Origin of the sequence: Bradyrhizobium japonicum USDA 6, from assembly GCF_000284375.1 — a bacterium.
GTDB classification, from domain to species: domain Bacteria; phylum Pseudomonadota; class Alphaproteobacteria; order Rhizobiales; family Xanthobacteraceae; genus Bradyrhizobium; species Bradyrhizobium japonicum.
In genome coordinates, this window is record NC_017249.1 from 2,753,643 (window position 1) to 2,768,845 (window position 15,203).

The window sequence follows — 15,203 nt, forward strand, 5'->3', positions numbered from 1 at the left end:
ATCCATAACCCATAAGTTATGGATAAACTCATAACTCTGGAGTTATGGATAAGTCAAGCGGATTGGGAGGATGTGGCGTTCGCTGGCGCAACCCTATCCACCGTCATTGCGAGGAGCCCTTGCGACGAAGCAATCCAGTCTGCCTCCGCGGAGGGGACTGGATTGCTTCGCTGCGCTCGCAATGACGGAGAATGTGGCGGCGCCGCGCGCAGCGCCTAAGGCCGCAGGTAGAGATAACCCTGCGACTGGAGCTCGGCCAAACGGACCACGCCGCCCTTCTCCGCGCTGACGAAGCCCGGCAGCAAACCCGTCAGCGTGACGTTCTGCGCCTTCATCGTGTTGGCGCACGCCGCGAGCTCGACACCGTCCCTGGAGAAATCGCCGACGCGCTTGCCGAGGTCGGGGTTGGCCTGCGCCCGGTGAAACGCCTTCAGCGCCGGCCCGTGGATCACCAGCGCGATGGTGACGTGTTGGGGACCGCCGACGCCGTCAATGTGGTTCTGGATGTTGCCGAGCACGAAATTGACCTTCTCGGCGTCGCTCAGGTGATAGACGACCTTGAGCTTGTTGCCCGCGCCGGCTTCCGTCGCCGCCTTCGCGCTGGAGCCGCCAAGCGCCGCGCCCAGGGCCGAGACGGCGCTCCACAAGATGCTCCGGCGGTTCATGGCGATCTCCCTCGACTGGCCTGATTTCGCCGAGGCCTATCACTTGTGACGCAGCGCGGCGAGTTCCTTGCGGTCCGTCACCAGCGAGGCGCATTCGCTGTTGTCGGTGCGGTCGAGGCGGAAAATGCCGTCGTCGGCACCAGCGACCAGCGATTGCTCGGCTTCGTCATCCGGCTTGTTGTTCTGCCAGACCCTGACCCGCGCCAGCCGTACGATCGCCGACTTGTCGTCCCTGGAGAGCGCAACGCCGATACCGCCGCCTTCGCAGTCGACACCGCAGCCGAGCCGGATCTCTATGCCGTCCTCGGTGAAAACAGCGTGGTTACAGGAGCCACTGGAGTCGAAATCGCCGGCGCGGTGGCGGTATCTGAAGCCGAGCCGGAAGGAGTTGTGCAGCTCCTTGTCCTCCTTGTCCAATTCCGCCGAGACCAGCAGTTTCATCGAGGCGACCTTCTGCTTCGGATGCCGCGCCAGATGCGCGGCATCGTAGCGGCGGACGAAGCAGGCATAGGCCTTGCGGCCGGGCGTCCCGGCATACATGCGCGTGTTGAAGGTTTCGGCCTCGGCCTTGGTCGGCTCGCGGATATCGTCGGCCTCCTCGGCGCGGGCGGCGCCGACGAAGGCGGCAAGGACAAGCGGAAGGAGGAGGGCAAGCTTCATGGTCGCACCGGGCGCGTGAACTGTTGACGGCCGCATCGGAGGGGGTGAGAGCCGACTGGCGGTTAGTCGCAAGCCGAACGCCGCGCGTTCAAGTGCCGATGCCTTGCATTCCCGAGGGCAGCCTCGCGCAAGGTTCCAGTCCTAATGACTTGGAAGACGGGGCGTTCGTAAACCCAGGGTTGCTGCAAAAGGCTGGTGGCGGTCGAACATGTCCGTAGGTCAGAACTTGCCCAACATTACGATCGGCTATTCCCGGGGACGGCTGCTGGTGTCTTTCGGCGCCGGTCTGCTGTTGACGCTGCTCTGCGCTGCGCTCGCATTCACGTGGCAGCAAGGCAAGAACATCACCACGTTCGAGGTCGCCGCCTGCTATGTCGGCGCGGTGTTTTTCGGCCTTGCCACCTTCAGGATGCTCTGGAGGTTGATCTCCGCCAGGTCGCCGGTCGTCTTCATCAGCCGCGTCGGCATTCGCGACATCAGGCTCGGCGACGAGACCATCGCCTGGAGCTCCGTGCGGAAGATACAGATCTGGGAGCAGCGCCTGCAGAAGTTCGTGGTGCTCAAGCTCGATCCCCTTGTTGCCGGGCGGTTCTCCGGGGGCTTCCTGCGGCGTGCCTTGTCGCTGATGAACAAGACGCTTGGCGCTGACAGCGTGATCGTCAATGCGGGCGGCCTGACCATGGACGTCAAGACATTGCTCGAGGCCTGCAGGCAATATTGGGGCGCCGGACGACCGGCCCCTTCGGACCACTCCGTCCCGGAGCCTGAACCGGAGCCCGAGGCTGTCAGCTGAAGCGGGCGAGGAATCGCCGGCATCGGGTAAGATGCCGCGCATCGCAGCGGCGGTCGAAGCAGGCATAGGCTGCGTCGCCGGGTGGTCGCGCGAGCCTTAGTCCGCCGTCGGTCCGAGAAGGTTCAATCCATGCGGCGCTTCTGCCCGGGAACTCGGCGCCGCTGATTTCTACGAGATTGTCGCGGATCATCAATGTGATAGTCTTCACAGACAGCTGAAATTCGATGTCGTAAGCTCACCCGCGTTTGTGGAGTTCCCCGCAATGGGCGAGATTCGTAACTTCAGATCCGGAAATCATGACGAGCCGCCTCCACACGGCTCGATGCCGCGTCGTCTCGCCGCAATCATCGTCGGTGACATCGCTTCCTACAGCCGCTTGATGCAGGCCGACGAGGAAGGCACGCATGTTCGCGTCAAGCGGATCGAGCGGGATCTCATCCAGCCCAGCATCATCGAACACCACGGAGCGTTGGTGAAGACGACGGGAGACGGCTTCATCGCGATCTTCGACAGTCCCGTCGAGGCCGTTCGCTGCAGCATCGTCATTCAGCAAAATCTCGTCGGGCGCAACGCTTCGCTTCCGAAGGACTCTCGGATCGAATATCGGATTGGCGTCAATCTTGGTGATGTGATCGTAGAGCCGGACGATATCTACGGCGACGGCGTCAACATCGCCACGCGCATCGAGGGTATCGCCGAACCCGGTCAGGTCTATATCTCGGGCGCGATCTACGAGCAGATCAAGCACAAGGTGGTATGCGGCTATGAGTCGCTCGGCGACCGCAAGGTCAAGAACATCACCGATCCGGTGCGCGTCTATCGCGTGCTGCCGGACGCAGATGCGATGGGGCGGACGCGAGGCCGGCGCGAGAATACCTTGATCTTCCTTCTGGGCGTCACGCTCCTCGTGATCGCTGCCGGTGTGCTGTGGTATCTGCTGGCGCAGCCGTGGCGCAGGGGGAGTGAGCAGGCCGCCGCGCCGAGCGTTGCTCCGGTCGCATCACCGAGCCCGCAACCTGCACCGCGAGAAGCCGCGACACAAACGCCGCAGCCGTCTCCTTCATTGGCGGCACCATCTCCATCGCCCGCTCCGGCGCCAAGTGCTTCGGCGCCAAGTGCTGCGGCGTCAAGTGCTTCGGCGCCAAGTGCTTCAGCGCCAAGTGCTTCAGCGTCAAGTCCAGCACCAAGCCCATCGGCCACACCCATCCGTGAACCCGAGATGGTCGCCATTCGCGGCGGCAACTTCGCGATGGGAAGCAATGACGACCCGACCGAACGTCCCGTCCACCAGGTCACGGTCAAGCCGTTCTCGATCGGCAAATATCCGGTGACCGTGCAGGAATGGAACGAATGCGCGGCTGCAAAGGCATGCGGCTTCACCGCCATCGGCAAGGACGATGCGCCGATCACCAATGTGAGCTGGACCGACGCGCAGCAATATGCGGCCTGGCTCGCGCGGAACACGAAGAAGTCGTACCGGCTTCCGAGCGAAGCCGAATGGGAATACGCCGCGCGCGGCGGGACGCAGACGAAATATTGGTGGGGCGACAAGCTCCAGCCGGGCATGGCGGGATGCAAGGATTGCGGTGACCTCGCGGCCGAGCAGCCGGCGAAGGTCGGCAGCTTCAAACCGAATCCGTTCGGCCTCCACGACATGGGTGGCGGTGTCGATCAGTGGGTCGAGGACTGCTGGCGCAGGACCTATCAGGGCGCACCCGGTGACGGCTCGGCATGGACCGGCGGCGACTGCTCGTCGCATGTCCTGCGCTCGGGTTCATGGAAGAACGATTCGAGATATGTGAGGCCGTCCAACCGCGATGGCTACGATACCAATGTTCGCTATCCGACGCATGGATTCCGCGTTGCTCTAAGTCCTTAAGTGGTGGAGTCATTTCGATGCAGATCATTCGTTGCGCCGCCCTTGCGGCGGCGCTCGCATTGCTCCCAGGCGTCGCCTATCCGCAGGGCAAGACCGCTCCCAAGGATGCCAAGCTTTATTTCATCACCCCGCGCGACGGGCAGAAGGTTCGCGGCGGGTTCTGGGTCCGGTTCGGCTTGCGCAACATGGGCGTGACGCACGCCGGCGACGAGTACCAGAACGCAGGCCATCATCATTTGCTGGTCGACGTCAAAGATCCCATCGATCCCAAGGAGCCAATCCCGCAGGACAAGTCGCATCTGCACTTCGGGGCGGGGCAGACCGAAACCATGCTCGAACTTCCCCCCGGGACGCACACGCTGCAACTGGTGCTGGGCGACGCGAAGCACTATCCGTTCGAGCCGCCTGTCGTATCGGACAAGATCACCATACGTGTCAGGCAGCCGGTCGAGCGCGGGAGATGATCACCGCAGGCTGGCGTTGAACTTGTCCAGTGCCGCCGAGCCCGGGCACAGCGTATCCGCTTCCAGCGTATTGAGCGGCGTCTCGACGGTGTTGAGATGCGCGTGCAGGTCTTCCGCGTCAGGATCGACGTAGAGCAGACCGGTGACGATCTGGCCCTTGGCGGCGTGCTTCTGCAGGAAGGTCTGGGCGCCGAGCCGGTCATGCGGATCGTAGTCGGCGTCGATCTTGCGCAGTGCGATCTTGCTGCCGTCATGCTGCTCGACCACCTGCACCGTTCCCGGCGCGTAATCGACGGCGATGGGATCGCGGCCGACCAGCACGTCGAGCCGGTTCACGGCGTCATTGTGCTCGCGCACATAGTCGAAGCTCTTGGTCGAGCCTGCGTGGTTGTTGAAGGCGATGCAGGGGCTGATGACGTCGATGAAGGACGCGCCCTTGTGGCGGATCGCGGCGGCGATCAGCGGCACGAGCTGGGTCTTGTCGCCGGAGAACGAGCGCGCGACGAAGGTGGCCCCTAGCTGCAGCGCGATCGCGACGAGGTCGATCGCGTTGTCGGTGTTGGTGACGCCTTTCTTGGACTTCGAGCCGCGGTCGGCGGTCGCCGAGAACTGGCCCTTGGTCAGGCCATAGACGCCGTTGTTCTCGACGATATAGGTCATGTTGACGCCGCGCCGGATCGAATGCGCGAACTGGCCGAAGCCGATCGAGGCCGAATCGCCGTCGCCGGAGACGCCGAGATAGATCAGGTCGCGGTTGGCGAGGTTGGCGCCGGTGAGCACGCTGGGCATGCGGCCGTGCACCGAGTTGAAGCCGTGCGAATTGCCGAGGAAATAGTCCGGCGTCTTCGACGAGCAGCCGATGCCCGAAATTTTCGCGACCCGATGCGGTTCGATCGAGAGCTCGTAGCAGGCCTCGATGATCGAGGCCGTGATCGAGTCATGGCCGCAGCCGGCGCACAGCGTCGAGATCTTGCCCTCGTAGTCCCGGTGCGTGTAGCCGAGCTCGTTCTTCTTCAGGCCCGGATGATGAAACTTCGGTTTGGCAATATAGGTCATGACACGGCCTTGCGGAGCGGGGTCACCTTGAGGTGATCCTGGTGGTCGCCAATGGCTTTTGCGATGAAGCGGGCGGTGATCGGGGTGCCGTCGTAATGCACGATCGGCACGAGGCGCACCGGGTCGATGCCGTTCTCGTTGACGATGAGCTGGCGGAGCTGGGCGTCGCGGTTCTGTTCGACCACGTAGACGAAGTCGTGCTCGGCGAGGAAGCTCGCCACGCTCGAGTGGAACGGGAAGGCGCGGATGCGCAGGCGGTCGAGCTGATGTCCGCGCGCCTCCAGCAGGCCGATCGCCTCGTCCATCGCGGGTGAGGTCGAGCCGAAATAGATCACGCCATATTTGGTCGGCCGTTCCGCGTTGGCCTGGAGCGGGCGCGGGACCAGGTCCTGCGCGGTCTCGAACTTGCGCACCAGGCGCTGCATGTTGTCGGCATAGACCGAGCCTTCCTCGGAGTAGCGCGCATAGCGATCGCGCGAGGTGCCGCGGGTGAAATAGGAGCCCTTGGTCGGATGTGTGCCGGGATAGGTGCGGTAGGGAATGCCATCGCCGTCGACGTCGAGATAGCGGCCGAAGTCGCGGCCTTCCTCCAGCATCTCCGTAGTCATCACCTTGCCGCGGTCATACTGTTTCGCGTCGTCCCACTTCAGCGGGCGGCAGAGACGGTGGTTCATCCCGATGTCGAGGTCGAGCATCAGGAAGATCGTGGTCTGGAGCCGCTCGGCAAGATCGAATGCGGCCGCCGCGAACTCGAAGGCCTCGGCCGGATCTTCCGGGAACAGCAGCACGTGCTTGGTGTCGCCATGCGAAGCATAGGCGCAGGCGATGATGTCGCATTGCTGGGTGCGGGTCGGCATGCCGGTCGAGGGACCGGCGCGCTGGATGTTCATGATCACGGCCGGGATCTCCGCGAAATAGGAGAGGCCGATGAACTCGGTCATCAAGGAGATGCCGGGGCCGGAGGTCGCGGTGAAGGCGCGGGCGCCGTTCCAGGAGGCGCCGATGACGATGCCGATCGAAGCCAGCTCGTCCTCGCCTTGCACGATCGCGTATTTCGCCTTGCCGGTCTCGGGATCATGCCGGTACTTCTTGCAGTGGGCGGTGAAAGCCTCCGCCACCGACGAGGACGGCGTGATCGGATACCAGGCGCACACGGTGGCGCCGCCATAGACCGCGCCGAGCGCGGCGGCGCTGTTGCCCTCGATGAAGATGCGGTCGCCGACCTTGTCGGTTTTCTTGACCCGCAGCCCGATCGGGCATTTCAAATTCTGCAGCGCCCAGTCGCGGCCGAGATGCAGCGCATGGACGTTGGAGGAGAGCAGCTTCTCCTTGCCCTTGTACTGCTCGCCGATCAGCTGCTCGATCAGCTTCGGGTCCATGTCGAGCAGCGCCGAGAGGCTGCCCAGATAGATGATGTTCTTGAACAGCTGGCGCTGGCGCGGATCGGTGTAGGTCGAGTTGGTGATCGCGGTGAGCGGCACGCCGATCACGGTGATGTCGTCGCGGAATTTCGTCGACGGCATCGGCTTGGTGGAATCGTAGAACAGATAGCCGCCGGGCTCGATGCCGGCGACGTCCTTGTCCCAGGTCTGCGGGTTCATCGCCACCATCATGTCGACGCCGCCACGGGCGCCGAGATGGCCGTCTTCCGTCACCCGCACCTCGTACCAGGTCGGCAGGCCCTGGATGTTGGAGGGGAAGATGTTGCGGGGGGAGACCGGAACGCCGTGGCGCAGGATCGCGCGCGCGAACATCTCGTTGGCGCTGGCCGAGCCCGAGCCGTTGACGTTGGCGAAACGGACGACGAAGTCGTTTACGCTGCTGAGCGGCTTTTTGTCGGACATGTCGAACCTGCGTGAGTCATCTCGATGAAATATTTCTGCATGTCCCAGGCTCCGGTGGGACAACGCTCGGCGCACAGCCCGCAATGCAGGCAGACATCCTCGTCCTTGACCATCACGCGCCCGGTCTTGAGGTCGCTGGACACGTAGAGGTCCTGGTCCGGATGCGGCGAGGGCGCCTTTAGGCGATGGCGCAGGTCGCTTTCCTCGCCATTGTCAGTGAAGGTGATGCAGTCCATCGGGCAGATGTCGGCGCAGGCGTCGCACTCGATGCAGAGCGAGGTCGAGAACACGGTCTGGACGTCGCAGTTTAGGCAGCGCTCGGCTTCGCCCAGCGCCAGCTTGACGTCGTAGCCGAGCTCGACCTCGGTGCGGATGTCCTTCAGCGCAATCACCTTGTCGCGATGCGGAACCTTGAAGCGCTTGTCGTTGGAGATGTCGTTGTCATAGCTCCATTCGTGGATGCCCATCTTCTGCGAGGAGATTTGCACCTCCGGCAGTGGCCGTTCGGTGATGTCATCGCCCGACAGCATCTTGTGGATCGACAGCGCGGCGTCGTGGCCCTGCGCCACGGCCCAGATGATGTTCTTCGGGCCGAACGCGGCGTCGCCGCCGAAGAACACTTTCGGATTGGTCGAGACGAAGGTCTTCGGATCGACCTTGGGCATGTGCCATTTGTCGAACTCAATGCCGCAATCCTGCTCGATCCAGGGGAAGGCATTCTCCTGGCCGACCGCGACCAGCACGTCGTCGCAGGGAATGGTCTGATCGGGGTCGCCCGAAGGCACCAGATTGCGGCGGCCTTTGGCGTCGTATTCGGCTTTGACGTGCTGGAAGGTGACGCCGATGAGCTTGCCGGCGACATGCTTGAATGCCACCGGCACCATGTAGTTGAGGATCGGGATGTCCTCGTGGATCGCGTCTTCCTTCTCCCAGGGCGAGGCCTTCATCTCCTCGAAGCCGGAACGCACGACCACGGTGACTTTCTCGCCGCCGAGCCGGCGCGCGGTGCGGCAGCAATCCATCGCCGTGTTGCCGCCGCCGAGCACGATGACGCGTTTACCGATCTTGTCGACATGGCCGAACGACACGTTGGCTAGCCACTCGATGCCGATATGGACATTGCCAGCCGCTTCCTTCCGGCCGGGAACGTCGAGCTCGCGTCCGCGCGGCGCGCCGGAGCCGACGAAGATCGCGTCGTATTTCTCTGCGAGCAGTGCCTTCATGCTCTCGATGCGATGACCGCCCTTGAACTCGACGCCGAGATTGAGGATGTAGCCGGTCTCCTCGTCGATGACCGAATTGGGCAGGCGGAATTTCGGGATTTGCGTGCGCATCATGCCGCCGGCCTCGGGATCGCCGTCGAACACGGTGCAGTGATAGCCGAGCGGGGCAAGATCGCGCGCCACCGTCAGCGAGGCCGGGCCACCGCCGACGAATGCGACGCGCTTGCCGTTCTTGGCTGAAGGCTTCGGCAGACGCTGCCTGATGTCGTCCTTGAAGTCAGCGGCGACGCGCTTGAGGCGGCAGATCGCCACCGGCGTTTCCTCGACGCGTCCGCGCCGGCACGCCGGCTCGCATGGACGATCGCAGGTGCGTCCCAGAATTCCGGGAAACACGTTCGATTTCCAATTGATCATGTAGGCGTCGCTGTAGTGGCCTTGTGCGATCAGTCGGATGTATTCGGGAACCGGGGTGTGTGCAGGACAGGCCCACTGGCAATCGACTACTTTGTGAAAGTAGTCGGGGGCCGCGATATCGGTCGGTTTCATTCCTACCCTGTCCGCACAGGCCCAAAGACCCGGCGGCCTTTTCTTGAGCTTGGCGAACGCTAATGCGCGTCGATCTGGTTTATGAATGACGTCATTGGGTTAGCTTATTAGAACCGTTCCGAAGTACAACGGCAAATTTACGCGATCACCTGCTTTCATAGGTGCTGCGCGCGCTCAGCATTAACGGCCGCACGCATGATGCGTGCGGTGCAATATGTTGCGTTGCAGATGGCCGCTAGCCGGGCGCGATATCGCTCTTCGCGAGATCCCACATCAGGCTGTAAGTGCCGACTGAGACGGGAAGCGGGAAGGGCGATGCGGCGGGGCCGGTGAAGCGTTCGGCAATGACGGCGGAGACCGCGCCGACATGCGTGCCGTCGATCAGCACGAACCAGTCGCGCGCGCCCTCATTGTGCACAGCTGGAATGTCGGCCGTTGCGCCCGACAATTCCGGCTCGCTTTCGAGCAGATGCATCGAGATGATGCCCTCGCGCTCCCCGGGCGTCAGCTTTTCGTGCAGTGCATCACGCCATGTCCCCGCGTTGTCGGTGCTCGGCCGCAGCCGCACCACACCGAGCGCTGCGCCGCGGCCGGTGCCCTTGCTGATGGTGATGCGCGCGACCACGCGCAGCATGTTCTTGAAATTCGCCATGGTCCGCTGCGACCATTCGGTCTGGTTGGCGAGGCGGGCCCGGTAGGCGGGACTGTCGAGCACCTCGAGCGTCGCGGTCGAGTACAGCGAGAGATATTTGGGGTTGGCGGCATGCGCGACATAGCGCCGCGCCTCCAGGAAACCCTCGATCGCGACGCGCTCTTCCAGATGCTCGCGATCGTACCAGCGGTTGAAATCGGCCTCATCTGGAACGTCGATGTTCATCGACGTCAGCAGCATGCCTTGCCCGGCGAGCGGCATTGTTCTTGTCCTTCCCATTCAGACCCTCACGGTGAGGAGCGCGCCTTCGCGCGTCTCGAACCATGAAGGAGCCGCTGCTACATCTCGGCCTTATCCTTAGACGCGCTCCCTTGGAGCGCTCTTCTGGATGAGGAGATCGATCTAGCGCGCGGCTTTCGACGCGAGATCGGCAATCGACTTCATGACCGCGTCCCGCACGCCGGCATCATAGAGCGAATGTCCGGCTTCTTCCACGATCCGAATCTCGGAACCCGGCCAAACTTTCGCAAGCCGCTCGGATGTCTCGGGAGGGCACAACAGATCGTAGCGGCCTTGCACGATGATGCCGGGAATGCCGGTGAGCTTGCCCGCATTCCGCAATAGCTGGTTGTCCGTCATGAAGCTGTCGTGGACGAAATAATGCGCCTCCATAAACGGCGTCGCCGGCAGCGTGCGCCACACGTTCAGCGATGCCAGGTCCAGCCGCGTCTTGGCCGCCTTGTGCTCGGACAAGACGCGCTCGGTGTCGTGCCAGGCCCGCGCCGCGGGACCATGCACGGCCGGATCGGCATCGAGGATACGGCGCCAATAGGCGTCCACCGGCTGTGCGCGCTCATCGGGCGGCAGCACGCTCAGAAAATCCTCGTGGAGCGCCGGATAGAATTGCGACAGGCGCGATGTGAAAGCGGTTTCGACCTCGGCACGGGTGCCCAGGAAGGTTGCGCGGAGCGCAATGCCGGAGACGCGCGCGGGATGCGCCTGCGCATAGGCCAATGCCAGCGTCGCGCCCCAGGAGCCGCCGACCACCATCCAGCGGTCGAAGCCGAATTTCTCGCGGATCTTCTCCATGTCCGCGATCAGATGCGCCGTCGTGTTGTGCTCGCGGGATCCCTTCGGACGGCTGCGGCCGCAGCCGCGCTGGTCAAACAGCACGGCGCAGAAGCGGTCGGGATCGAACAGCCGGCGGTGATCCGGCTGGCAACCGCTGCCGGGGCCGCCATGCAGGTAGATCGCGGGGATGCCGTCGGCGCGGCCGACGCTCTCGACATAGAGCTCGTGGCCGTCGCCGACGTCGAGCATGTCGGAGGTCAGCGGCGCAAAGGGATCGGCACGTTTGGCGGATGCGGCCGCGTCGGCGTCAGGCATCATTCCCGGATTCCAGAGTGCCGCCGGCGAAATTGCGATAGAGGAAGCGGTTGGTCTCGCCCTCGGCCTCGCGCTCGGCCTGCTTGAAGATGGTCTCGTGCAGCGGCGACAGGGCGCAAGCGGGATCGGTGTTGGCGGCGTCGCCCGTCAGCGCAAAGGCCTGGCAGCGGCAGCCGCCGAAATCGATCTCGCGGAATTCGCAAGACTTGCACGGCTCCTTCATCCAGCCGGTGCCGCGATAGCGGTTGAAGGCATCCGAGTTCTGCCAGATCCAGGCGATCGAATGATTGGAGCGCACGGATTCGAACTCGAGCCCGGTGATGCTCTCGGCGGCGTGGCAGGGCAGCACCTTGCCGGCGGGCGAGATGTTGAAGAACTGCCGGCCCCAGCCGCCCATGCACTTCTTCGGCCGCAGCGCGTAATAATCGGGAACGACGTAGTCGATGGCGAGTGTGCCCTTGAGCCGCTCGCGCGCCTCCTCGACAATGCGGGTGCATTCATCTAGCTGCGCCACGGTCGGCATCAGCGCGGCGCGGTTCTTCAGCGCCCAGCCGTAATACTGGACGTTGGCGACCTCGAGCCGGTCGGCATCGAGATCGATCGACATCTGGATGATGTCGGGGAGCTGATGCAAATTCTGCCGGTGCATCACCGCGTTCACGGTGAGCGGCAGCTCGAGCTCGCGGGTCCATTTCGCGACTTCGAGCTTCTTGCGATGACCGTTCTTGTAACCGGCGACGCGGTCGGCGATACCTTCCTCGACGCCCTGGAAAGAGATCTGCACATGGCAGAGCCCGGCATCCGCCAGCTCGCTCAGCCGCTCGCGCGTCAGCAGCACGGCGGAGGTGATCAGATTGGTGTAGAGGCCGGCGTCGCTGGCGTGCTTGACCAGCTCGACGAGGTCTTTCCGCGCGGTCGGCTCACCGCCGGAGAAATGCACCTGGAGCACGCCGATCTCGGCGAGCTCGCTCAAGACCTTCTTCCACTCCTCGGTCGTCAGCTCCTTGCCGGAGCGGTCGAGCTCGACCGGGTTGGAGCAATAGGGGCATTGCAGCGGACAGCGATGGGTGATCTCGAGCAGCACGGCGAGCGGAATGCCGAACGTCTCCGCGGTCGAGCGGCTCTTCTCCAGCACCGCGAGACTGTCGCTGGCGTGAGGCGGGACGGTCGGGAGCACATCGCTCATGACGTCTTCTCCCGGGCCTCGGTGAGGAAGCCCTTGTCGGCGAGATCCTGCAGCATGACGATGACGTCCGCCAGGATCGCCTCGCGCGGCGCGGCGTATTTCGCGGCCAGCTGGTCGGCGACGTCGCCGACATTGCGCTCGCCATTGCAGAGCTGCAAGACCTCGACCGCGATCTCGTCGGGCGCCAGCACCCGTTCCGGCGCCAGGATCACCCAGACCTTGCGCGTCTCGTCATATTTCAGCTTGGCATGCCGCGGCAGCACCGGGCGGCTTGCCTCGCTGACGCTGATGTTCCGCGGCCCGGCCATTGCTCTGATCCTCAGCTCGCTTTGGGCACGAACGCGCCCGGCGGAATGTGGCCCTCGACATAGGCGTGCTGGAGCGCGTCCAGCTGCACCCACAGCACGTTGGTCTTGAAGATCAACGCGTTGCAGACGGAGGCGCGCTGCTCCGGCGTCGTGGCGTGCGCCTTGACGTAGTCGAGCGCGAAGCCGGCATCGCGCGGCGCCTGCGCCAGCCGCCGCTTGAAGTAGCTCATGATATCAGGATTGACGAAGTCGTAGTGCTCCAGCATGCCGGAGATGCGCTCCTCGTGCAGGTTCGGCGCGAACAATTCGGTGAGCGAGGAGGCGATCGCCTCCAGCGGGCTCTTCTCGCGGCAGTAATGGACATAGGCTTCGACCGCGAAGCGCGTCGCCGGCAAAATGCCTTCGGTCGATTCCACATAGGCCGTATCGAGGCCGAGGCCTTCGGTCAGCTTCAGCCAGCGTTCGATGCCGCCCTCGGAGCCGATGTCGCCGTCATGGTCCTCGATACGGTGGCGCCATTCCAGCCGCGTGGCGCGGTCGCGGAAGCGCGAGATCACCACGGCGTCCTTGATCGGGATCGTGCTCTGGTAATAGTAGCGGTTGAGCGCCCAGGCCTGCACCTGGCCCTTGTTCAGCTTGCCGCCGTGCAGCAGCTTATGGAACGGATGCAGGCTGTGATAGCGCGTAGCACCAATGTGGCGCAGCGTCGCCTCCAGCTCCTCGGACGAGTTGAGCCTGATGTCCTTGCCGATCGAGAGCGCAGTCATTCCAGTCATGGACGCGGCATTCACAGCACGATCTCCGTTCCGTCGGCGGGTATCCGCCAGCCCGCGGCCTCGAGCGCTTTACGCTCCGGCGTATCGGGCAGCAGCGCCGGATTCGAGTTATTGATATGCAGAAACATCTTCCTGTCGAGAGTGAGGTCGGCGAGGCGCGCGATCGCGCCGTCGTGACCGGACATCGCGACATGGCCCATGCTCTTGCCGGTCTTCTGGCCGAGCCCGGCCTTGATCATCTCGTCATCCTGCCAGACCGTGCCGTCGAAGAACACCAGCGCGGCGCCGTCGATCTCGGCCTTGAGCGCGTCGGTCACTTCGGCGCAGGCGGCGATGAAGTAGAAGCACTTGCCGGTTGATTTGTCCGTGATCTTCAGGCCCAGCGTATCGCCGTCGCCGCTCTCGCCGCCGGGATGCGCCTTGCCTTCCAGATACCAGGCCGACTTGCCGGGCACCGCGAAGGGCAGCACCTCTATCCCCGAGCGCGCGCCATCAGGCAGCCGCGGCTCGAACGGCTCGTGGATGGAAATCGGCTGGCGCTGCACGTTCTTCTCGTTCAGCACGTTGAAGATGCTGTTGCTCTTCAGGATCGCCAGCACCTTCTGATGCGCATAGACCGTGAAGGGCGAGCCCTCGCGCATCGACAGCAGGCCCGCGACCGCATCCACCTCGCTGTTGGTCAGGATCACGCCTGCAACAGGCGTATGGCGCAGCGCGCCGGCCTTGGGATGCAGCTGCGGCGTGGCGTTCAATTGCTGGCGAAGATCGGGGGAAGCGTTGATCAGGAACCAGTGCTCGCCGTCGCCACTGAACGCGACCGAGGCCTGGGTTCTCTGAAGCTCATGGCCATTTTCACGGGCCGCCCGGCAGCCCTCGCACCCGCAATTCCATTGCGGGACTCCGCCGCCGGCCCCGGCGCCCAGGACGACGACGCGAAGCATAATACGTCTCCTGGAGGGAACGTCGCGAGGTGGATCTCAGGCCGACACGGATGCCGACAAAGTTCGTGTCTTCCGGAAACCGATCGTGACCGAAAGATCCACCTGCGCAGAAACCACCAACCGCTTACTTGCGGGTGGCGCTCACATACATGTTGATTTCCATGCCACAGGGCACTTCGACGATCTTCGGGGCTTTCCAGGCCATTTTGGCTCTCCATTTCACGAATTCGGACGTATCCGCCCGACGGTTAAAGTAATGCGAGCGGAAAAGTTCGCTAGTGAAATCTTCCCGAGAAAGCCATGTTGCGCCGCGAAAATGATGGTGGAACATCACTTCCCGTGATGCTGCCTTGCGCAGGGCGCATTCGGTCGCGAACCCTGTCCTGATAAAGCAGTTGTGAGTGCAGTGCAGCTTTCAATCCGGTACAGGCCTGCCAAGTTGGACCCTCGTGATGCCCAGATACTTCTTCAACACCCGCATCGGCGACGAACTGATCGTGGATCCCGACGGAGAGGACCTGCGTAACCCCGATCGCGCCTGGGAGGTCGCCCGCCAGATGATCCTGGAGGTGGTGAAGTCGGAGGGCGCCCAGCCGGCGCTCATGGAGGCCGTCATCGAGGTGACCGACGACGACGGGGAGATCGTGCTCGAATTCCCCTTCACCGAGGCCCTGCTGGACATACCGGACGAGTCCGCGACCAGGCATTGAATTCGGCTGAACTCAGTCAGGGCGAAAGTGCGCTCTCTCTCCCGCTTGCGGGGGAGGGTTGGGGAGGGGTATCTCCGCAGAGAGACTCCCAATGAGGAGAGAGCCCCCACCCGC

At 63.6% G+C, this 15,203-nt stretch carries 16 protein-coding genes; 4 read left to right on the forward strand and 12 right to left on the reverse strand.

Annotation, left to right across the window (positions count from 1 at the left end; all coding sequences use genetic code 11):
- Positions 1-215: 215 nt before the first annotated feature.
- Together BJ6T_RS12880 and BJ6T_RS12885 are read right to left on the reverse strand one after the other, a co-directional pair.
- The gene (locus BJ6T_RS12880; protein ID WP_014492805.1) at positions 216-665 is read right to left on the reverse strand and encodes a DsrE family protein; all 450 of its coding nucleotides are present in this window, start codon (positions 663-665) and stop codon (positions 216-218) included.
- A gap of 39 nt (positions 666-704) precedes the next feature.
- Complete coding sequence (locus BJ6T_RS12885; RefSeq protein ID WP_014492806.1) at positions 705-1,325, reverse strand: hypothetical protein; 621 nt, start codon at positions 1,323-1,325, stop codon at positions 705-707.
- A gap of 208 nt (positions 1,326-1,533) precedes the next feature.
- Between BJ6T_RS12885 and BJ6T_RS12890 the strand changes: the two genes are divergently transcribed.
- From BJ6T_RS12890 to BJ6T_RS12900, 3 genes are all read left to right on the forward strand, one after another.
- Positions 1,534-2,118, forward strand: coding sequence for an STM3941 family protein (locus BJ6T_RS12890; RefSeq protein WP_014492807.1), 585 nt, complete (start codon positions 1,534-1,536; stop codon positions 2,116-2,118).
- A 262-nt stretch (positions 2,119-2,380) separates the two neighbouring features.
- Positions 2,381-3,997 carry an SUMF1/EgtB/PvdO family nonheme iron enzyme gene (locus BJ6T_RS12895; RefSeq protein ID WP_028170636.1) on the forward strand — a complete coding sequence of 539 codons (1,617 nt, stop codon included), beginning with the start codon at positions 2,381-2,383 and terminating at the stop codon, positions 3,995-3,997.
- A 17-nt stretch (positions 3,998-4,014) separates the two neighbouring features.
- Positions 4,015-4,461, forward strand: a complete 447-nt coding sequence (locus BJ6T_RS12900; protein WP_014492809.1) for a DUF4399 domain-containing protein — start codon at positions 4,015-4,017, stop codon at positions 4,459-4,461.
- Here the strand turns inward: BJ6T_RS12900 and BJ6T_RS12905 are convergent, their stop codons facing one another.
- The 10 genes from BJ6T_RS12905 to pqqA all read right to left on the reverse strand — a co-directional run bounded on the left by BJ6T_RS12905 (position 4,462) and on the right by pqqA (position 14,584).
- Positions 4,462-5,517: a 2-oxoacid:ferredoxin oxidoreductase subunit beta gene (locus tag BJ6T_RS12905; protein ID WP_014492810.1), complete on the reverse strand. Its 1,056-nt coding sequence runs from the start codon at positions 5,515-5,517 to the stop codon at positions 4,462-4,464.
- The gene (locus tag BJ6T_RS12910; protein ID WP_014492811.1) at positions 5,514-7,361 is read right to left on the reverse strand and encodes a 2-oxoacid:acceptor oxidoreductase subunit alpha; all 1,848 of its coding nucleotides are present in this window, start codon (positions 7,359-7,361) and stop codon (positions 5,514-5,516) included. Before BJ6T_RS12910 ends, BJ6T_RS12905 begins: the two co-directional genes overlap by 4 nt.
- Positions 7,331-9,130 carry an FAD-dependent oxidoreductase gene (locus tag BJ6T_RS12915; protein ID WP_014492812.1) on the reverse strand — a complete coding sequence of 600 codons (1,800 nt, stop codon included), beginning with the start codon at positions 9,128-9,130 and terminating at the stop codon, positions 7,331-7,333. The genes BJ6T_RS12910 and BJ6T_RS12915 overlap by 31 nt, the downstream gene beginning before the upstream one ends.
- Before the next feature lie 235 nt (positions 9,131-9,365).
- Positions 9,366-10,043, reverse strand: coding sequence for a DUF4286 family protein (locus BJ6T_RS12920; protein WP_014492813.1), 678 nt, complete (start codon positions 10,041-10,043; stop codon positions 9,366-9,368).
- A 141-nt stretch (positions 10,044-10,184) separates the two neighbouring features.
- Entirely contained in the window at positions 10,185-11,171 is a 987-nt protein-coding gene (gene pip, locus BJ6T_RS12925; protein WP_014492814.1) for a prolyl aminopeptidase, read from the reverse strand.
- Complete coding sequence (gene pqqE / locus BJ6T_RS12930; RefSeq protein ID WP_014492815.1) at positions 11,161-12,354, reverse strand: pyrroloquinoline quinone biosynthesis protein PqqE; 1,194 nt, start codon at positions 12,352-12,354, stop codon at positions 11,161-11,163. Before pqqE ends, pip begins: the two co-directional genes overlap by 11 nt.
- Positions 12,351-12,662 (reverse strand): pyrroloquinoline quinone biosynthesis peptide chaperone PqqD, encoded by a 312-nt coding sequence (gene pqqD / locus BJ6T_RS12935; RefSeq protein WP_014492816.1) that lies wholly within the window; start codon positions 12,660-12,662, stop codon positions 12,351-12,353. The genes pqqE and pqqD overlap by 4 nt, the downstream gene beginning before the upstream one ends.
- An 11-nt stretch (positions 12,663-12,673) precedes the next feature.
- On the reverse strand, positions 12,674-13,453 hold the full coding sequence (gene pqqC / locus BJ6T_RS12940) for a pyrroloquinoline-quinone synthase PqqC (protein WP_014492817.1): 780 nt from the start codon (positions 13,451-13,453) through the stop codon (positions 12,674-12,676).
- The gene (gene pqqB, locus BJ6T_RS12945; RefSeq protein ID WP_014492818.1) at positions 13,450-14,379 is read right to left on the reverse strand and encodes a pyrroloquinoline quinone biosynthesis protein PqqB; all 930 of its coding nucleotides are present in this window, start codon (positions 14,377-14,379) and stop codon (positions 13,450-13,452) included. Before pqqB ends, pqqC begins: the two co-directional genes overlap by 4 nt.
- 124 nt (positions 14,380-14,503) lie before the next feature.
- The gene (gene pqqA, locus BJ6T_RS12950; protein ID WP_007595659.1) at positions 14,504-14,584 is read right to left on the reverse strand and encodes a pyrroloquinoline quinone precursor peptide PqqA; all 81 of its coding nucleotides are present in this window, start codon (positions 14,582-14,584) and stop codon (positions 14,504-14,506) included.
- Between the two features lie 247 nt (positions 14,585-14,831).
- Between pqqA and BJ6T_RS12955 the strand changes: the two genes are divergently transcribed.
- On the forward strand, positions 14,832-15,089 hold the full coding sequence (locus tag BJ6T_RS12955; RefSeq protein WP_014492820.1) for a DUF6894 family protein: 258 nt from the start codon (positions 14,832-14,834) through the stop codon (positions 15,087-15,089).
- Positions 15,090-15,203: the final 114 nt, after the last annotated feature.